The following is an 18,583-nucleotide window of genomic DNA, read 5'->3' on the forward strand; positions in this document are numbered from 1 at the left end:
CGAACAGGGAGGGGAGCCTGCATCCTTCACCAAGGAGATGTGCATGAAAACCAAGCGCCTTACCCTGCGCAACGACGCCATCCGGCATGCCGCCGCCATCCTGATCGCGCTCGCCGCCGGCGGCAGCGGCCAGGCATGGGCCCAGTCGAACGCCACCACCACCATCTTCGGCGAGGTGCGTACGCCCGCCGGCGCCACGGTGGTCATCGAGAACCTGGCTACCGGCGCCCAGCGCAGCCTGACCCCGGACGCGTCCGGCCGCTACGTGGCGACCTCGATGCCGCCGGGCCGCTATGCGGTCAAGGTGCTGCGCGGCGGCGCGGTGGAAGCCACCCGCGAGGTCGAGGCGCTGGTCGGCTCCGGCGTGGAGGCGAGCTTCGGCGCCGGCGGCGGCGCCACCCAGACCGTGGTGGTGAGCGCGGCGCGCCAGGTGATCGACGTCTCGAATACGAATAACGGTGTGGTGTTCACGGCGCGCGAACTGCGCTCGCTGCCGGTGGCGAACGACATCGCCTCGGTGGTGCAGCTGACCCCGGGCGCGAACCGCGGCACCAACAGCCAGTACGGCAACGCGCCTTCGATCTCGGGTTCCGGCCAGTCCGAGAACGCCTTCTACGTCAACGGCTTCCCGGTGACGAACATCCTGACCCAGGTGGGCGCCTCCGAGCTGCCCTTCGGCGCGATCGCCAACATGCAGGTGCTGTCGGGCGGCTACGGCGCCGAGTTCGGACGCTCGACCGGCGGCGTAATCAACGTGACGACCCGCAGCGGCGGCAACAAGTTCGAGTTCGGCGGCAAGCTGCAATTCCTGCCGGGCCGCCTGCGCGGCGCGCCGGAAAACATCTATTGGCCGAACACCGGCGCCCATCCGGACACCGACGGCAAGCTGCTGTACTGGAACCGCGACAACACGACCAGCAGCCGCGTGACCGGCGTGTACGGCAGCGGTCCGATCCTGCGCAACAAGCTGTTCGCCTTCGTCGCCCTGGAGCGCACCGTCAGCAACAGCGAGGCGGTGGCCGCTTCCACCGATTCCAGCGCCGCCGCCAAGGCGACCAACGGCTGGAGCAGCGCGCACACCGTCACCGACCGCTACCTGGCCAAGCTGGACTGGAACATCAGCGACGATCACCGCATCGAATTCACCCGCCTGTTTGACCGCACCACCGGCAACAGCCAATATTCCGGTTTCGACTACAACGGCTTCAGGCGCGGCAACACCGTCACCGTGGTCAACCCGGAGACCATCAACTGCTGCGGCGGCGGTTCCGCCCCGGGCGCCGATGCCGCCATCCTCAAGTACACCGGCTACCTGAGCGACAACCTGACCGCGACCGCGCTGTACGGCGACACCCGCTCGATCCACCAGCGGATCCCGGTCGGCTACGATCCGACCCTGGCCCAGACCTCGTCGAGCATCACGACCCAGGTGCCGGGCCTGGTCTACAACAACCCGCAGAAGGTGACCGGCAGCCTGCCCGATCCGGCTTCGGAAGACAGCCAGAAGGGCCTGCGCCTGGACCTCGAGTACAAGCTCGGCGCCCACGCGCTGCGCGGCGGTATCGACCGCATCAAGGTCGATTCGCTGGTCGGCACGGTGCTGGCCGGCGGCTACCGCTGGACCTACCGCAAGACCACCAACCCGACCCGCCTGCTGAACGGCGCCTTCGAGACCACCGACCAGGGCGGCGGCTACGGCCCGCAGGGCTATTACGTCAGCAAGGACCTCGACACCAACCTGGCGCGCCCGACCAGCGTGCAGTCGGCCCAGTACCTGCAGGACCACTGGCAGGTGAGCGAGCGCGTGCTGCTCGACCTCGGCCTGCGGCGCGAGCAGTTCACCAACTACACGACCAGCGGCGAAGCCTTCATCTCCCAGCGCAACATGATCGCGCCGCGCTTCGGCGCCACCTGGGACGTGATGGGCGACAGCTCGCTGCGCTTGTTCGCCAACGCCGGCCGCTACCACCTGCCGGTGCCGTCCAACCTGTCCAGCAACATGGCCGCGCCGCTGCTGCGCACCAGCCAGTACTACACCTATACCGGCGTCGACCCGGTCACCGGCGCGCCGACCGGCCTGCACGCGATCAGCGATCCGTATTCGGCCAACAATGCCTACGGCAAGGGCCGTGATGCGCGCGAGGTGACGGCGATCGGCCTCAAGCCGCTGTCCCAGGACGAGGTCTCGCTGGGCTTCGAGCGCGCCTTCGGCCGCCGCCTGGTGGCCGGCGCCAGCGTCCTGTACCGCCGCCTGAACGACACCAACGACGACACCTGCGACCAGCGTCCGATCGATGCCTGGGCCGCGCGCAACGGCGTCGATACCAGCAACTGGGGCGGCTTCCAGTGCGCGATCATGAACCCGGGCCGCGACAACGACCTGTACATCGACTTCGCCGACGGCAAGGGCCTGCGCCGGGTCGACATCAGCGCGGCGGAGTGGGGCAACCCGCTGCCGAAGCGCACCTACAAGGCGCTGACCATGTTCGTCGAGCACCCGTTCGCCGACGGCTGGTACGGCAAGCTGACTTATACGCTCTCAAGCCTGAAGGGCAATATGGAAGGCCAGACCGACACCATCGGCGGCGGCGACGTGGCCCTGACCGTCAGCGACGACCACAAGGAGCTGATGTACAACGCCTACGGCTACCTGCCGGGCGACCACCGCCACCAGATCAAGGCCTACGGCTTCGTGCAGGTGACCCCGCAGGTGACCCTGGGCGGCAACCTGGCCCTGATCTCGGGCTCGCCCCGCAACTGCATCGGCGAACTGCCGGCCGATCTGCACTTCGAGGACGACTACGGCGCCGCCTATTTCTTCTGCGAAGGCAAGCCGTCGCCGCGCGGCAGCCGCGGACGCACGCCGTGGCAGATGCAGCTCGACCTGAACGCGGCCTGGAACCCGGTCTTCGCCAGGGGCCTGAGCCTGAAGCTGGACGTGTTCAACGTCCTCAACCGCCAGACCGTCACCCGCTACAACGAGACCCGCGAGGACGGCAGTGGCGACATCTCGCGCAGCTACCTGCAGGTGGCCAGCCGCACCGCGCCGCGCTCGGTCCGCGTGAGTGCCGAATACAACTTTTGAGAATGGAGACAGACAAAATGATGAATCGACGCGATTTCCTGCTGAAGACCGCCCAGGCCGGCGGTGCCGCCCTGGCCGCCGGCCTGGCCGGCCCGGTCTTCGGCGCCACCCGCGAACGCCTGCGCCTCGGCATGATCGGTACCGGCATGCGCGGCCAGGTACTGCTGCACGAACTGCTGCGCCGCGACGACGTCGAGGTCGCCGCCCTGTGCGACATCGAGCCCGTGATGCTGGGCCAGGCCCTGGCCCAGGTGGAGAAGGCCGGCAAGCCGCGTCCGCGCACCTATGGCGAAGACGGCGACCTGTTCGCCTACCGCCGCCTGCTGGATTCGAAGCAGATCGACGGCGTGATCATCGCCACGCCCTGGGAATGGCATGCGCCGATGGCGATCGACGCCATGCGCGCCAAGGTGCCGGTGGGCTGCGAAGTGGTGGCCGGCGTCACCCTGCGCGACCACTGGGACGTGCTGGACACCCAGCTCAAGACCGGCACCCCCTATATGCTGCTGGAGAACGTGTGCTTCCGGCGCGACGTGATGGCGGTGCTGCAGATGGTGCGCGCCGGCGTGTTCGGCGAGCTCGAACACCTGCAGGGCGGCTACCAGCACGACCTGCGCGCCGTGAAGCTGAACGGCGGCGATGCGGCCCACGTCTATGGCGGCGGGGTCGAGTTCGGCGACAAGGGCTGGTCCGAGGCGCGCTGGCGCACCCTGCACTCGGTGCGCCGCAACGGCGACCTGTATCCGAGCCACGGGATCGGCCCCTGCGCGATGTACACCAACATCAACCGCGGCAACCGCTTCACCCGCATCAACAGCTTCGCCACCAAGGCGCGCGGCCTGCATGACTACATCGAGCGCCAGTCGCCCGGCCATCCGAACACGAAGCTCAAGTTCAGCCTGGGCGACGTGGTGACCACCACGCTCTCCACCGAGAACGGCGAAACGATCCTGCTGCAGCACGACACCTCGCTGCCGCGCCCGTATTCGCTGGGCTTCCGCGTGCAGGGCAGCAAAGGCCTGTGGATGGACCTGAACCAGGGCGTGCACGTGGAAGGCGTGAGCAAGCCGCACAGCTGGGATGCCTTCCAGGCCTGGCAGGACAAGTACGACCATCCGCTGTGGCGCCGCTATGGCGAACGCGCGGCCGGCGCCGGCCATGGCGGCATGGACTTCTTCGTGATCCACGCCTTCGTCGAAGCGCTGAAGGCGGATGCGCCGATGCCGATCGATATCTACGACGCCGTCACCTGGAGCGCGATCACGCCGCTGTCCGAGCAGTCGGTGGCGCAGGGTTTCCAGACCCTGGACTTCCCCGACTTCACGCGCGGCGCCTGGCGCGACCGCAAGCCGATCTTCGCATTCGACGACCGCTACTGATCCCATGCTCGACCGACGCAGCTTCATCCAGGGCATGGCCGCCATGGCGCTGCCGCTGGCTTCCAGCGCCGCTTCTGCCGCCGGCACGGCGGCCGGTGCGCGCATCGCCATCCCGGCGCGCGCCACCGGCAACACGGTTGCGCAGACCATCGTCGGGCTCAGCTACGAGACCGACAACCTGCGCGACCCGCGCTTCTTCGCGGCCGCCAACACCGGTCTGGTCGACGCCTTCCGGCGCCTGAATCCGCACGGCGTGCTGCGCCTGGGCGGGAACACCAGCGACCTGGCGAAACCGGCGGGCTTCGACGGCCCGCTGCCGGTGCTGCACCCGCTGTACCGCGACCGCGAACGGGTGCAGCCCTATTACGACGTGAACCCGGACGCGATCGATGCGTTGGCCGGCTTCCTCGACGCTACCGGCTGGAAAGTCGTGTTCGGCCTGAACATGCGGGCCGGCAGCGTGGACCTGGTCGAGCGCCATGCCCGCATGGTGCGCAGCCGGCTGGGCCCGCGCCTGCTGGCGCTCCAGGTCGGCAATGAGGCGAACAACTACTTCAAGCGCTACGAGGATTACAAGGCGGCCTGGGACCGCTTGGCCGCGCCGCTCGGCCGTGAAGGCATCGCGGGACCGGACAGCGGCGCCAACACCGACTGGGTGCAGCGCTTCGGGAACGAGGTGCCGGCGTCCGTGCTGCTCAGCCGCCATTACTACCGCGAGGCGGCCGAGCGCGGATCGCTGGCCGACATCCTGCTGCACGACAGCGATGTCGACCGCGAGATCGCCGCGCTGGCCCAGGCGGCGCGCAGCCACCCGCAGGGTTTCTGGCTGACCGAGACCAATTCCTATTACCGCGGCGGGCGCGACGGCGTCAGCAACGCCTTCGCCTCGGCGTTGTGGGGACTGGACTTCACGCTGTCGGCGGCGTTCAACGGCGCCACCGGGATCTGCTTCCAGGGCGGCCCGCGGCGCAGCATCGAGAGCTCGCTCGAAGGCCACGACACCCGCGGCCGCGGGATCGACAAGCGCGGCGAGGACGTCCTGGCGCGCATCGAGGCGGCGGCATCGAACTACTCGCCGATCGGCGGCGACCTCGAGACCGGCTTCGCGCCGCGCCCGCTGTACTACGGCCTGCTGTGCGCCCGGCTGCTGGCCGGCGGCCGCTTCTATGAACTCGAACGCGCCGACCCGCTGCCGGGCCTGCGCGTGTACGCGACCGCGCACGGAGATGGCGTGCGCATCGTCGCCATCAATACGAGTGCCACCGAATCGCGGCTGCTCAGCCTCACGGGATTGCCGAAGGGCGCCCGCGTACGCGCCGCGCCGCTGCGGGCGCCAGGCCTGGAGGCGCGCTACGCGCTGGCCTTCGGCGAAGGCGAGGGCGCCCTGGCGCCGGGCGCTGGCTGGACCCTGCGCTACCGGAACATGCCGCCGGTGGCGCGCGACGGCGGGCTCCAACTCGCGCTGCCGGCCGGATCGGCGCTGCTGCTTCACACAAGCTGACACACAAGATCAACAACACAGGAGGAGAGACATGAAACTGAAGACATTATTGGCCGCCCTGGCGGCCGCTGGACTGGCGTCGAGCGCCGTCGCTGCCGGCCAGGCGGAAGACCAGGCGGTCAAGGCGGACAAGCCGGCGAAGTCCGACGACGCGCGCCAGGAAGCGAAGATGGCGCGGGTCGAAGTGACCGGTTCGAGCCTGAAGCGCATCAACGCCGAAACCGCCTCGCCGGTGCAGGTGATCGACGCCAAGGAGATCGAGAACATGGGCGCCCGCACGCTGCTGCAGGTGCTCGACAACCTGCCGGCCGCGCGTCCGGCCCAGCAAGACTTCCGCTCGATGTTCACCGGCTCCGACGGCGGCTCGCAGGCCAACCTGCGCGGCCTCGGCGCCCAGGGCACGCTGGTGCTGCTGAACGGCCGCCGCCTGTCCTTCTACGGTGCGCCGGCCGGCTTCCAGACCATGTTCGTGAACATCGACGCGATTCCCGCCGCGGCGATCGAACGCATGGAAGTGCTGACCGACGGCGCTTCGGCGGTGTACGGTTCGGATGCGGTGGCCGGCGTGATCAACGTGATCACCAAGAAGAACTACCAGGGCCTCGAAGTCCGCGGCAGCAACGATTCCTCGTCGCGGGTCTCGTCCTATGGCGAGCGCCAGGGCAGCATCCTGTTCGGCAGGGGCGACCTGGGCAACGACGGCTACAACGTCTACGGCTCGCTGAACCTCTACCAGCGCGACCGCATCGCCCTGGCCGACACCTACGACAAGCGCCCCGAGTACTTCTACGTCAACAACCCGAACTTCATCCCGAACTTCCGCATCGGTACCGGCAGCGAGCCGGGCACGATGAACCCCGGTACCTTCTTCGTGTTCGACCCTTTGAAGAACAATGCCCGCACCCAGCGCGCGGTGAACGGCTGCCCGTCCTCGATCGTCGAAGCATCGGGCACCCGCTGCATCTGGAACAACCTGCCGTATGCGCTGGACACCGGCCCGTCCTCCAAGCGCGCCACCGGCTACCTGGCCGGCCGCCTGCGCATCAGCGACAGCCTCGAAGGCTTCGCCGAAGGCGCCTACACCCATATCCGCATGCGCGGCGAGAACGGCCCGCGCACCTTCAACAGCGGCAGCACCAGCAACTGGTTCGCGCGCAATACCGGGACCACGCTGAACACCTTCGTCAATCCCTACCTGGGACCGAACAACGTCTACCTGAAGGGCAGGCTGGATCCGGACATGGCCGCCAAGATGGGCGGCGCCGCCGGCCTGAACTACATCCTGCAGGATGCGCCCGGCCACTTCGGCCAGACGAATATCGACGACAGCTACCGCGCGCTGGCCGGCCTGCGCGGCACCGTGTTCGGCGACTGGGACTTCGAGACCGCGCTGGCCGTCGCCGGCAGCCATTCGACCCTGTACCAGACCACCAACATCAACACCAAGGGCTTCGAGAAGGCGTTCGGCCCGACCACCATCGATCCGGTCACCAAGCGTCCCTACATCGCCGACAATCCGGCCTACAAGTTCGGCGAGATCAGCGAAGCCAATGCGGCCCTGCTGCGCGAAGCCTTCCCGACCTTCGACATCCAGTCCTGGACCCGTTTGATTACCTGGGACGCCAAGATCGAGGGCACGATCGCGAAGATCGGCGAGCGCGAGGTGCGCGCCGCCGTCGGCACCAGCCTGATGCGCGAGAGCTTCGAGACCCCGGGCAATCCGGATGCCGCCAACGGCCTGATCACCCAGCAGGGCGGTTCCTGGTTCGACGGCAAGCGTACCATCGGCGCCGTGTTCGGCGAAGTGGTGGTGCCGCTGACCGACAAGCTGGAACTGAACGCGGCGGCGCGCCTGGACAAGTACCCGCACTTTGCCGCCAACCTGGCGCCGAAGATCGGCGTGCAGTGGCGCGCCCGTCCCGAGCTGCTGGTGCGCGGCACTTATTCGGAAGGCTTCCGCGCGCCCAACCTGGCGGAATCGGGCGAGGGCGGCGTGTTCGCCCAGGTCGGCGGCATCCGCGACACCGTGCGCTGCGACGAGACCAATGCGATGGCGCGCCTGCTGATGAAATCGGTGACGCCGACCGACGTCGATCTCGGCAAGACCCTGCTGAACTCGAACTGCTCGACCACGGTGGGCGGCCTGACCCCGCCGAATCCGAACCTGCAGCCGGAGAAGGCCAAGATCGGCACCTTGGGTGTGGTGCTGCAGCCGGCCCGCGACGTCAGCATCTCGATCGACTACTGGATCGTCAACCGCCGCAACGAGATCGTGCGCCAGGACTTCAACCAGCTGTTCACCGACCTGGTCGACCAGTACGGCCCGGCGCTGCAAGGCACCAGCCAGGCGATCCGCAACGATCTCACCGACGCCGACCGCGCCAACATGGCGGCGGTGCGCAGCATGTGCGCCAATGCGGCGAATGCCGCGGCCTGCGCCGGCGGCGTGCCGAGCTACTCGGTCGGCAACCTGGGCGGCCTGATCAACTCCTACCTGAACCGCGGGCGCACGCTGGTGGACGGCTTCGACATCGATGCGCGCACCCGCTTCTCGCTGGGCGCCTGGGGCAAGCTGAACACGGGCGTGGCGGCAACCATCCGCCGCCGCGAGACCTATAACTACGACGACGGCAGCGGCTTCTCGGGCAACTACGTCGGCTACTACGATTCGCCGCGCCTGCGTGCGACCGTCAACGCCGACTGGAGCTACCGTAATTTCGTGACCAGCCTGTTCGTGAACTTCACCGGCCGCACCAAATGGGCCTACGGTCCCTACGACACCGACAACGCGCCGGAGAACTGCACCGCGGCCGGCGTGTCGCTGCCGGAGAGCTCCTGCGACGGCGCGCCGTCGTACACCACGGTCAACCTGGGCTTCAACTGGAAGCCGGTGAAGAACCTGGAGCTGGGGCTGAACGTCAAGAACCTGCTGGACAAGCGCCCGTACTACGATCCGAACGGCTGGGAAGGCTATAACCACAGCCAGAACCTGTTCGGCCGCCAGTTCTCGGTGTCGGTCGCCTACAAGTTCTTCTGACCCGCGGCGCCGGCCGCCGCGAAGCAGTGATCGAGGCTCGGGAAAGTACCGTCGCGGACTTCGTCGCGGTACCTTCCGAAGGCCTCGCGCATGTTGTCGGCCAGCGCGGCATACTGCTTGACGAAGCGCGGCCGGTAGTCGGAAAACAGGCCCAGCATGTCTTCGGTGACCAGCACCTGGCCGTCGCAGCTGGGTGAGGCGCCGATGCCCAGGGTCGGGATCGCCACGGCCTCGGTGACGGCGCGCGCCGCCGCCTCGCTGGTGCCTTCGATTAGCAGGCAGAAGGCGCCTCGCTGTTCGAGGCCGCGCGCCAGCCGCACCAGCGCGGCGATCTCCTCCGGCGTGCGGGCCTGGTAGCGAAAGCCACCCATCGCCTGCACGTGCTGGGGCAGCAGGCCGATGTGCGGCATTACCGGGATCCCGCGCCGCACCAGGAAATCCACCGTCTCCAGCAGCTCTTCCCCACCCTCCATCTTGACCGCCTGGGCGCCGGTTTCGGCCAGCACCCTGGCCGCATTCCGGTAGGCCTGGCGCGGCGATTCCTGGTAGGTGGCGAAGGGCAGGTCGACCACCACGCAGGCGCGCGCGGCGCCGCGCACCACCGCCTTGCCGTGGGCGATCATCATGTCGAGACCGACCTGCAGGGTCGATTCCATCCCGTAGGCCACCATCCCGGTCGAATCGCCGACCACGATCAGGTCGACGCAGTCGTCCATCAGCTTCGCCATCAAGCACGTATAGGCGGTCAGGGACACGATGCGTCCCGGTCCCTTCATGGCGCGGATCTGCGGCACGGTGATGCGGCGGACGGTAGTGTGAGTGCTCATCGAACGGTCTCCTGTTGGAACAAGCCGCCATTCTAGGCAGCGGCGCCTTGACAGGATTTCGGCAAACTGACAAGAATTGTCGACATGCTGACATTCCTCGATTTCGACCCCGACCCGCGCCGCATCCCCTCCATCGCGGAGCCGGTGACGGTCAACCTGCGCCGGCCCGCGCCCAAGCTGCGGGTACCGAAGCACCGCCACGCCTGGGCGCAGATCGCCTATCCCTTCCGGGGCAGCATCCAGGTGGAGGCGCAGGAGATGATGTGGATCGTGCCGCCGCTGCGCGCGGTGTGGATTCCGCCGGACGTCGAGCACGAGGTGACCATGCTGGGCGAGGTCGAGCTGCGCACCATCTACGTGGCGCCGGAGGCGGCGCCGCGCGCCGTAGACTCCTGCGCGGTGATCGAGATATCCGAGCTCACGCGGGCGCTGTTCGAAGCCCTGCTGGCGGCGGATCCCAGCGATGACGAACAGCGAGACGGGCGGCGGCGCCTGCTGACGGAGCTGCTGCTGGTGGAAGTGGGGAGGGCGCCGGCATTGTCGCTCGGCCTGCGCATGCCGCGCGACCGCCGCCTGCAGGCCTTGTGCCAGGCGCTGGCCGCCGATCCGGCCTCGCACCGGACCCTGGAAGACTGGGCCGGCCAGGTGGGCGCCAGCGCCCGCACGCTGGCGCGCCTGTTCCGCGACGAGATGAATCTGGGCTTCGGCGCCTGGCGCCAGCAGCTGCGACTGGAACGCGCGATCGAACTGATGGTCCGCGGCCTGCCGCTGGGCGAGGTCGCGGCGCGCATGGGCTACGAGAGCCAGAGCGCGTTCTCGGCGATGTTCCGGCGGGCGCTGGGCGTGGCGCCCAGCCGTTTCATCGGCGACGCTGCCGTCAGCGGGCCGAGCGCCTGATCCCGTGGCGGCTGGCGCCGAGGCCGGCCAGCCCGAGTCCCAGCAGCGCCAGGCTGGCCGGTTCCGGCAGCGGCAGCGAGAGCGTGTCGAAGCCGATGTAGTTGGCCGTGTCCGCCGGGCCGGTGTAGCGGATCGCGAAGCGGCCGACGCTGCCCGGCGTGCCGGTGCCGGCGAAGTCCAGGCTGACGCGGGTCCAGTCGCCGGTCGGCGCGGTGCCCAGGCTGCCGAGGACGAAATCGGCGGCGCCGGTGCCGCCCGTGCTCAGGCCGTACTGGAACAGGTCCGCGTAGCCCTGGTCCGCCGCCGCCCGCACATAGAAGGAGATGGTGCCGCCGGCGCTGGTCGAGAACTCGGGGCTGATCAGCCAGTCGTCGATGCTGCCGCCGGCGGCGGCGCTCTGGTAGTTGGCGCCGAGGTAGGCGCCGGGCGCACCACTCTGGGCGCCGAACACCCGGCTGTTCCCCTGGAAGAAGCCGTTGCTGCCGGCCGGCGCGCCGGCATTGCGCAGGATGAAGCCTCTGGCGGCCAGGCTGGCGATGTCGTCGAAGCCTTCGATGATGTTGGCCTGGGCGGCGCCTGAAAGGACGAGAAGGGCGGCGAGGAAGACTGCACGCGGCGATCGTTTGAACATGATGGTCTCCTGGTGGTTTGCGCTCACTGCAGCGGCAGGGCGTTGAGGTCGACGGCGGGCGGGGTGCCGGTGGCCGGGCGGGTGAAGCTCTGGTTGATCGGCACGTAGTTGCTGAAGAAGCCGCCGTTACGCAGGTAGAAACCGCTGCCGCGCCGGCCGCCGGCATAGTCCATGCGCTGGGCGTTGGCCGCGGTGGCGTCGCCGGTGAAGCGGGCGGTGGTGATCTCGGTCCAGCTGCCGGTGTTCGAGCGCGCCCACTGGTTGCCGTAGTCGGCCGAGCGCTCCATGTAGCCGTTGGTGTCGATGAAGTTCTCGAGGAAGGAGTAGACGCCGGTCAGGTAGCCGGAGGTTCCCGGCCGCTTCCAGGTGGCGATGTACTTCCAGGCGCCGGTTTCGGGCGCGAAGAACCAGGCCGAGTAATCGGTGCCGCCGGCGCCGTCGGGCTGGGCGCGGGTGATGAAGCGGTAGGTATTCCCGGCGATCCAGTTGAAGCGCAGGTAGGACTGGCCGCCCGTGCCTTCGCCGCCGAAGCCGTTGTCGACCACGCCGCCGCCCTTGCTCACCAGGGTGGTCCTGGCGCCGTTGTCGGCATCCCAGACCGAGAACAGCATCCAGCGCTCGCTCGGCGACTTCACCTGCATACCGAAGTAGCCGCCGGTGAAGCCGTTGGCCATGAAGTAGGAGCCGATCTTGTCCTGGCCCTGCGGCACCGTGACCTCGTTGTAGAAGTACTCGGTCCTGGCCGGCACCGTGAAGCCGAGGTGCACCGAAGGACCGCGCCGCGACCAGTAGTAGTTGGCCGGATCGTTCGCGTAGTTCAGCGTCGCCTCGGTCGACACGCCGATCGAGGACACGTCGCCGAAATAGCCGCCATCCTTGCTCACGCCCTGCAGGTCCACCTTCACATAGCCGGCCGGGACGATCACGGTGCCGACCGGGTAGTTGCGGGTAACGTTGCCCGTCAAGGTGACGTCGAAGGGCGTGCCGTTGATGCTGACGCGGACGGTGCTGCGCGTGCTGCCGGCCAGGCGCGCATTGAGCGACACCGTCACCGCCGCCGGGCAGCTGCGCGAACAGTTGGGCGATGCGGCCACGCGGAAGTAGGTGCTGGTGACGGTGCCGGCGCTGGTCCAGTTGCCGAGTCCATTGCTGGTGATGACTTCGGCGGCGTTCGGCGCCGCGCTGGTGACGAAGGCGTTGCCGGCGAGGGCGACCACGGCGTCGTTGGCCGCTGCCGGCAAAGGCGCCAGGGCGACGGCGGCGGCGAAGGCGGCAGCATTCAAACACTTGATCCTGCGTTCCATTGCATCTCCTTATGTGATTGTCATAAATCGAAAGATATTAATGAATATTCTTTCTTTTTTATTACGATTGCCCGGCTAATTTACGAACAAAAGAAAGTATCGTCAACAAAAACATAAGTTTTATGCCGATAATGTGTTGAAACACCAAATATATATTTCGTTTTATGGCTGGGCTGGATTTTCAACTTTCGTTTTGTTGAGATGGTTTGGCGCGCGCCAATTCCCGCGTGAGGTGTAAGCTGATCCTGTCTGCATAGGCTCAAGCGCTAGATCATCATGTCCACAGAACAAGCAAGGCCGCTGGGATTCACCGGCGCCGTCAGCCTCCTGTTCACCGTGCTGACAGGGCTGTATCTGCTGATCGGCGGCGCCTGGCTGCTGTCGCTGGGCGGATCGGCGTATTACCTCATCACCGGCATCGTGCTGCTCGGCGTGGCATGGCTGCTGCTGCGCCGCCGCCCCGGCGCGCTCGCGCTCTATGCCCTGGTGCTGGTCGGCACGGCGGCCTGGTCGCTGTGGGAGTCGGGACCCGATTTCTGGGCGCTCGCGCCGCGCTCGGGCGTGCTGGTCGTCTTCGGCGTCTGGCTGCTGCTGGTGAGCCTGCGTCCGGTGGCGCCGCCCAGGTTCGACAGCGGCGCGCTGCTTGGGGCGCTGCTGATCTGGGCCGGCGTGCTGCTCTACGCAGCCTTCAGCGATCCGCAGGCCGTCGACGGCCGCTTCGCCGCGGCCGCCGGACCGCAAGCGGCGAACGCCAACGCCAACGTGAATACCGGCGCCAATGATCCAGCCGACTGGCCCGCGTATGGCCGCACGCAGGAGGGCACGCGCTATTCGCCGCTGCGGCAGATCACGCCGGACAACGCCAGCAACCTGCAGGTGGCCTGGACCTTCCGCACCGGCGACATGAAGGGGCCGGGCGACCCCGCCGAGATCACGGATGAGGTCACGCCGGTCAAGATCGGCGACCTGCTGTACCTGTGCTCGCCGCACCAGAAGCTGTTCGCCCTCGATGCGAAGACGGGCGCGCTGAAGTGGAAGTTCGATCCGGGACTGCGGACCGACCCGAGCTTCCAGCACGTGACCTGCCGCGGCGTGTCCCATGTCGACCTGGCGCAGGGCGAGACTCCAGCTGCCGGTCCGGCACCGGCCTGCACGCGCCGCATTCTCCTGCCGGTCAATAACGGCCACCTCTACGCCCTCGACGCGCTCACCGGCGAGCGCTGCGCCGACTTCGCCGACAAGGGCGACCTCGACCTCCAGCACGGCATGCCGGTGACGAACCAGGCCAGGAATATGTACGAACCGACCTCGCCGCCGGTCGTCACCGGCAAGGTGATCGTGGTGGCGGGGGCGGTCGAGGACAACTACTCCACGCGCGAACCCTCGGGCGTGATCCGCGGCTTCGACGTCAGGACGGGCGAGCTGCTGTGGGCCTTCGATCCGGGTGCGCCCGATCCGAACAGGGTTCCGGGCCCCGGCGAACACTACACATGGAATTCGCCGAACTCGTGGGCGCCCGCCGCCTACGACGCGCAGCTCGACATCGTCTACCTGCCGATGGGGGTATCGACGCCGGATATCTGGGGCGGCAACCGCACGCCCGACCAGGAGCGCTTTGCTTCCGGCCTGCTGGCGCTGCATGCGTCGACGGGCAAGCTGGCCTGGTTCTACCAGACCGTGCACCACGACCTGTGGGACATGGACCTGCCGTCCCAGCCCACGCTGGCCGACATCACCGGCAAGGACGGCAAGACCATCCCGGTCGTGTTCGCGCCGACGAAGACGGGCAACCTGTTCGTGCTCGACCGCCGTACCGGCGCGCTGGTCGTGCCCGCGCCCGAACGGCCGGTGCCGCAGGGCGCGGCGCCCGGCGACCGGGTGTCGCCGACCCAGCCCTTCTCCGAACTCAGCTTCCGCCCGCAGAAGCTGCTCACCGATGCCGACATGTGGGGCGCGACCATGTACGACCAGCTCGTGTGCCGCGTGATCTTCCACCGCCTGCGCTACGAAGGCACCTTCACGCCGCCCTCGGTGCAGGGTACGCTCGTGTTCCCGGGGAACCTCGGCATGTTCGAATGGGGTGGCATCGCCGTCGACACCGACCGCCAGATCGCCATCGCCAATCCGATCGCGCTGCCCTTCGTCTCGCGCCTGGTGCCGCGCGGCCCGGACAATCCGGTGGAACCGGTGCCCGGCGCGAAGGGCGGCGGCTCGGAACTGGGCCTGCAGACGCAATACGGCGTGCCCTACGGCGTGACCCTGAACCCCTTCCTCTCGCCGATCGGCCTGCCGTGCAAGCAGCCGGCCTGGGGCTATATCGCCGCGATCGACCTGAAGACCGACAGGATCGTGTGGAAGAAGCGCATCGGCACGGTGCGCGACAGCTCGCCGCTGCCGCTGCCCTTCAAGATGGGCATGCCGATGCTGGGCGGCCCGATCGTGACCGCCGGCGGCGTCGCCTTCATCGGCGCGACCGCGGACTACTATCTGCGCGCCTTCGACGTGAACACCGGCAAGCAGCTCTGGCAAGCCCGCCTGCCGGCCGGCGCCCAGGCCACGCCGATGACTTATGCCGTCGACGGCAAACAGTACGTCGTGATCGCCGCGGGCGGTCACGGTTCCTTTGGCACCAGACTGGGCGATTATGTGATCGCCTACGCGCTGCCCTAGGTGAACTCCATCGCCCCGATGCGACTCCAAAGTTTCAAAGCAGGGAGGACCCATGGCGACGCTAGACAGGCTTTTCCGTTCCCGACGCTCCCTGGTCCGGTCCGGCGCCCTTGCCATGGCGGCCTTGCTCGGCCCCGTCACCGTCCACGCCGATGACATCACGACCCGACCCAACCTGAGCGGCGACTGGGGCGGCCTGCGCAAGCAGCTGGCCGACCGCGGCGTGGTGTTCAACCTCGGTTACGGCAACCAGCTGGCCCACAACTTCAGCGGCGGCACCGAGCACCTGACGCGCGACACCGACCAGTGGGAATTCGGCACCACGGTGGACATGGACAAGCGCTGGGGCTGGCGCGGCGGCACCTTCCAGTTCACCATGACCGACCGCAACGGCCGCAATCTCGGCGCGGACGCGCACATCGGCAACGACATGCTGATCCAGGAAGTCTATGGACGCGGCCAGACCTGGCACCTGACGCAGCTGTGGTTGAACCAGAAGCTGCTTGACGACCGCTTCGAACTCAAGTTCGGCCGCATGACCCTCAGCGAGGATTTCTTCAGCTTTTCCTGCGACTTCCAGAACCTGACTTTCTGCAGCGCCCAGCCGGGCAACCTGGTCGGCAACTACTGGGTCAACTGGCCGACCAGCCAATGGGCCACGCGCATCAAATACCACCCATCCGAGGACAGCTACGTGCAGCTGGGCGTCTACCAGGTCAATCCGAAATACGTGGACGACAATTACGCGCGCCACAACGGCTGGAAGCCGAACAACCCGAGCGGCACGACCGGCGCCCTGATCCCGCTGGAAGTCGGCTGGCAGCCCGACTGGCAGGGCCTGCCGGGCTCCTACAAGCTGGGCGCCTGGTACAACACGTCGGATGGCAAGGACCTGTTCTTCGACCGCAACCACAACCCGCGCGGCCTGACCGGACTGGAGCCGCTCGAGGGCGACGGCCAGTATGGCGCCTACCTGAGCCTGCAGCAAAAGGTGAGCGGAACGGCCAAGGGCAGCGGCGCGACGCTGTTCCTGAACTTCACGCAGGCCGACCACGACACAGCCCAGCTGGACCACCAGCTCACACTGGGCGTGCAGTACAAGGGCCCGTTCGGGAGCCGCGCCCAGGACTCGATCGGCTTTGCCGTGGGCGCCACCCACAACAATGGGCGCTTCGCCGATTTCACGCGCCAGAACAATGCCCGCACCGGCCAGGACACCGTCGCGGGCGACGGCTACGAATACGTGGGCGAGCTGTATTACTCCTGGGTGCCGTTGCCCTCGGTATATTTGCGTCCCAACCTGCAGTACATCGTGCATCCGGGCGGCACCACACGCAACGGCAACGCTTTCGTGATCGGCCTGAAATCGAGCATCAGGTTCTAATGCGCGCAGGGTGGGAGCTGGTATTCTGGAAGCGCTAACTGATTGCAAGGGAAAAATTGAACAAGCTTTTCGCTGCAGCCCTGAATGCGATTCTCATTGCCGCCATGTTCGGCATTGCGCTCTGGACGATCCACGAACTGCCTGCCGGTGGGCAGGTCGTGATTCATTGGGGTTCGGATGGCAGGCCGGACGCCTGGGTCGGGGAGTGGGCAGGCCTTTTCATCATTCCGATCGTCGCCTGTGTGGTGTGGTTCCTGATGTCCGTCTCGCCGCAGGGCTTTTCGTCGTCGGGAGAGTCGGTCCCGCCGGCACGGGTCCGGCGCACCGTGTTTTCGCGGCTGCTGTTCGTCCAGCTTGCAATCCAGGCCGTCATCGCGATTCATGCGCTGGGGCGTGAGGTCGATACCAGCAACTATATTGCCCTTGCGCTGGGCATGCTCTATATCGCGATCGGGGCACTCGACAAATCGCGCAAGGCCGGGCGCTGGATTTTTGTTTTGAGCGGGCTTGGGATGCTGGTTGCCGCCTTCGGGCTGGAGCGGGGGGACAAGGTGCTGGGGGTGTTCGTGCTGGCGTTTGGAGCACCGTTGGTGGCGGTGCTCCATTCTCGCTTCGTGAGTCGCGGCAGGCCTTAAACCACCGACCCCAGCTTGAAGATAGGCAGATACATCGCCACCACGAGGCCGCCGATCAGCACCCCCAGGATCACCATGATCATCGGTTCCATCAACGAAGACAGCGCGCTCACCGCCTCGTCGACTTCCTCTTCGTAGAAATCGGCAACCTTGCCCAGCATGCCGTCGAGGGCGCCGGATTCTTCGCCGATGGCGACCATCTGGGTGACCATGTTCGGGAACACGTTGGCGTTCTGCATGGCCGCCGTCAGGCTGGTGCCGGTGCTGACTTCGGTCTGGATCTTTCTCGTCGCGTCCAGGTAGACCGCGTTGCCGGAGGCGCCGCCGACGGAGTCGAGGGCTTCGACCAGCGGCACGCCGGCCGCGAACATGGTGGCCAGGGTGCGGGTCCAGCGGGCGATGGTCGCCTTGCGGATCACGTCGCCGAAGACCGGCAGGCGCAGCATCAGGCGGTCCATAGCCTGCTGCATCTTCAGCGAGCGGCGCCAGGACTGGAAGAAGAAGTAGATGGCGCCGAACAGCGAACCGAAGATGATGTACCACCACTTCACCACGAAGTCGGACATCGCCATCACCACCAGGGTCGGGGTCGGGAGGTCGGCGCCGAAGGTGGTGAACACTTCCTTGAAGGCCGGCACCACCCAGATCATGATCACGGCGGTGACGATGAAGGCGATCGCCAGGATCGAGATCGGGTACATCAGGGCCGACTTGATCTTGCCCTTCAGGGCCAGGGTCTTTTCCTTGTAGATCGCCAGGCGCGTCAACAGGTCTTCCAGGATACCGGCCTGTTCGCCGGCGCCCACCAGGTTGCAGAACAGCGGGTCGAAGTAGAGCGGGTATTTGCGGAAGGCGTTGTTCAGGCTGGTGCCGGTCTCGATGTCGGCGCGCAAGTCCATGATCAGCTTGGACATCGACGGGTTCGCGTGGCCCTTGCCGACGATGTCGAAGGATTGCAGCAGCGGCACGCCGGCCTTCATCATGGTGGCGAGCTGTCGCGTGAACAGGGTCAGGTCCTTGTCGACGATCTTCTTGCCGCTGCGATAGGCTTTCTTCTTGACCTTGGTGACCATGATGCCCTGGCGGCGCAGGGTCACGTTGACGATGGTTTCGCCGCCGGCGCGCATCTCGCCGCGCACGGTCTTGCCGGTCTTGTCCTTGCCTTCCCAGGCGTAGACATGCTCCTTGATCTGGGCGCCGCCAGCGGTGCGGACTTGGGCCGAAGTTGCCATG

Annotated in this window: 12 protein-coding genes; 8 read left to right on the forward strand and 4 right to left on the reverse strand. The window is 67.2% G+C overall.

Annotated elements, in window-relative coordinates:
• Positions 1 to 43 precede the first annotated feature (43 nt).
• From AC1DOQ_RS01015 to AC1DOQ_RS01030, 4 genes are read left to right on the forward strand one after another with little or no spacing between them, the layout of a single operon-like run.
• A complete protein-coding gene (locus AC1DOQ_RS01015) occupies positions 44 to 3,085 on the forward strand; it encodes a TonB-dependent receptor (protein WP_477359270.1) in 3,042 nt (1,013 codons plus the stop codon).
• A 17-nt stretch (positions 3,086 to 3,102) separates the two neighbouring features.
• Entirely contained in the window at positions 3,103 to 4,464 is a 1,362-nt protein-coding gene (locus AC1DOQ_RS01020; RefSeq protein WP_477359273.1) for a Gfo/Idh/MocA family protein, read from the forward strand.
• Between the two features lie 4 nt (positions 4,465 to 4,468).
• Positions 4,469 to 5,965 carry a hypothetical protein gene (locus tag AC1DOQ_RS01025; protein ID WP_477359276.1) on the forward strand — a complete coding sequence of 499 codons (1,497 nt, stop codon included), beginning with the start codon at positions 4,469 to 4,471 and terminating at the stop codon, positions 5,963 to 5,965.
• Positions 5,966 to 5,996: 31 nt separating this feature from the next.
• Entirely contained in the window at positions 5,997 to 9,002 is a 3,006-nt protein-coding gene (locus AC1DOQ_RS01030) for a TonB-dependent receptor plug domain-containing protein (RefSeq protein WP_477359279.1), read from the forward strand.
• Here AC1DOQ_RS01030 and panB read toward each other — a convergent pair.
• On the reverse strand, positions 8,987 to 9,829 hold the full coding sequence (gene panB, locus AC1DOQ_RS01035) for a 3-methyl-2-oxobutanoate hydroxymethyltransferase (protein ID WP_477359281.1): 843 nt from the start codon (positions 9,827 to 9,829) through the stop codon (positions 8,987 to 8,989). The genes AC1DOQ_RS01030 and panB overlap by 16 nt on opposite strands.
• Before the next feature lie 84 nt (positions 9,830 to 9,913).
• Between panB and AC1DOQ_RS01040 the strand changes: the two genes are divergently transcribed.
• Positions 9,914 to 10,726 (forward strand): AraC family transcriptional regulator, encoded by an 813-nt coding sequence (locus AC1DOQ_RS01040; protein ID WP_477359284.1) that lies wholly within the window; start codon positions 9,914 to 9,916, stop codon positions 10,724 to 10,726.
• On the opposite strand, the gene AC1DOQ_RS01045 is transcribed toward AC1DOQ_RS01040, so the two are convergent.
• Entirely contained in the window at positions 10,707 to 11,357 is a 651-nt protein-coding gene (locus AC1DOQ_RS01045; RefSeq protein WP_477359287.1) for a choice-of-anchor J domain-containing protein, read from the reverse strand. The genes AC1DOQ_RS01040 and AC1DOQ_RS01045 overlap by 20 nt on opposite strands.
• A gap of 23 nt (positions 11,358 to 11,380) precedes the next feature.
• Positions 11,381 to 12,661 (reverse strand): DUF3472 domain-containing protein, encoded by a 1,281-nt coding sequence (locus AC1DOQ_RS01050; RefSeq protein WP_477359290.1) that lies wholly within the window; start codon positions 12,659 to 12,661, stop codon positions 11,381 to 11,383.
• Positions 12,662 to 12,937: 276 nt separating this feature from the next.
• Here AC1DOQ_RS01050 and AC1DOQ_RS01055 point away from each other — a divergent pair, with 276 nt between their 5' ends.
• From AC1DOQ_RS01055 to AC1DOQ_RS01065, 3 genes are read left to right on the forward strand one after another with little or no spacing between them, the layout of a single operon-like run.
• The gene (locus AC1DOQ_RS01055) at positions 12,938 to 15,331 is read left to right on the forward strand and encodes a glucose/quinate/shikimate family membrane-bound PQQ-dependent dehydrogenase (RefSeq protein WP_477359293.1); all 2,394 of its coding nucleotides are present in this window, start codon (positions 12,938 to 12,940) and stop codon (positions 15,329 to 15,331) included.
• A 52-nt stretch (positions 15,332 to 15,383) separates the two neighbouring features.
• Positions 15,384 to 16,715: a carbohydrate porin gene (locus AC1DOQ_RS01060; protein ID WP_477359296.1), complete on the forward strand. Its 1,332-nt coding sequence runs from the start codon at positions 15,384 to 15,386 to the stop codon at positions 16,713 to 16,715.
• A gap of 56 nt (positions 16,716 to 16,771) precedes the next feature.
• The gene (locus tag AC1DOQ_RS01065; RefSeq protein WP_477359299.1) at positions 16,772 to 17,350 is read left to right on the forward strand and encodes a DUF1648 domain-containing protein; all 579 of its coding nucleotides are present in this window, start codon (positions 16,772 to 16,774) and stop codon (positions 17,348 to 17,350) included.
• Here AC1DOQ_RS01065 and AC1DOQ_RS01070 read toward each other — a convergent pair.
• The gene (locus AC1DOQ_RS01070) at positions 17,347 to 18,582 is read right to left on the reverse strand and encodes a type II secretion system F family protein (protein WP_477359302.1); all 1,236 of its coding nucleotides are present in this window, start codon (positions 18,580 to 18,582) and stop codon (positions 17,347 to 17,349) included. The two genes, AC1DOQ_RS01065 and AC1DOQ_RS01070, sit on opposite strands and share 4 nt — an antisense overlap.
• Position 18,583 lies beyond the last annotated feature (1 nt).

The sequence above is a fragment of the Massilia sp. 01N417 genome, assembly GCF_056399645.1.

Bases quoted from the DNA above. Each gene is read 5' to 3' on its own strand.
- AC1DOQ_RS01030 (WP_477359279.1), top strand. From the start codon at position 5,997: ATGAAACTGAAGACATTATTGGCCGCCCTGGCGGCCGCTGGACTGGCG.
- AC1DOQ_RS01045 (WP_477359287.1), bottom strand. From the start codon at position 11,357: ATGTTCAAACGATCGCCGCGTGCAGTCTTCCTCGCCGCCCTTCTCGTC.
- AC1DOQ_RS01060 (WP_477359296.1), top strand. From the start codon at position 15,384: ATGGCGACGCTAGACAGGCTTTTCCGTTCCCGACGCTCCCTGGTCCGG.
- AC1DOQ_RS01020 (WP_477359273.1), top strand. From the start codon at position 3,103: ATGATGAATCGACGCGATTTCCTGCTGAAGACCGCCCAGGCCGGCGGT.
- panB (WP_477359281.1), bottom strand. From the start codon at position 9,829: ATGAGCACTCACACTACCGTCCGCCGCATCACCGTGCCGCAGATCCGC.
- AC1DOQ_RS01015 (WP_477359270.1), top strand. From the start codon at position 44: ATGAAAACCAAGCGCCTTACCCTGCGCAACGACGCCATCCGGCATGCC.
- AC1DOQ_RS01055 (WP_477359293.1), top strand. From the start codon at position 12,938: ATGTCCACAGAACAAGCAAGGCCGCTGGGATTCACCGGCGCCGTCAGC.
- AC1DOQ_RS01070 (WP_477359302.1), bottom strand. From the start codon at position 18,582: ATGGCAACTTCGGCCCAAGTCCGCACCGCTGGCGGCGCCCAGATCAAG.
- AC1DOQ_RS01050 (WP_477359290.1), bottom strand. From the start codon at position 12,661: ATGGAACGCAGGATCAAGTGTTTGAATGCTGCCGCCTTCGCCGCCGCC.
- AC1DOQ_RS01025 (WP_477359276.1), top strand. From the start codon at position 4,469: ATGCTCGACCGACGCAGCTTCATCCAGGGCATGGCCGCCATGGCGCTG.
- AC1DOQ_RS01040 (WP_477359284.1), top strand. From the start codon at position 9,914: ATGCTGACATTCCTCGATTTCGACCCCGACCCGCGCCGCATCCCCTCC.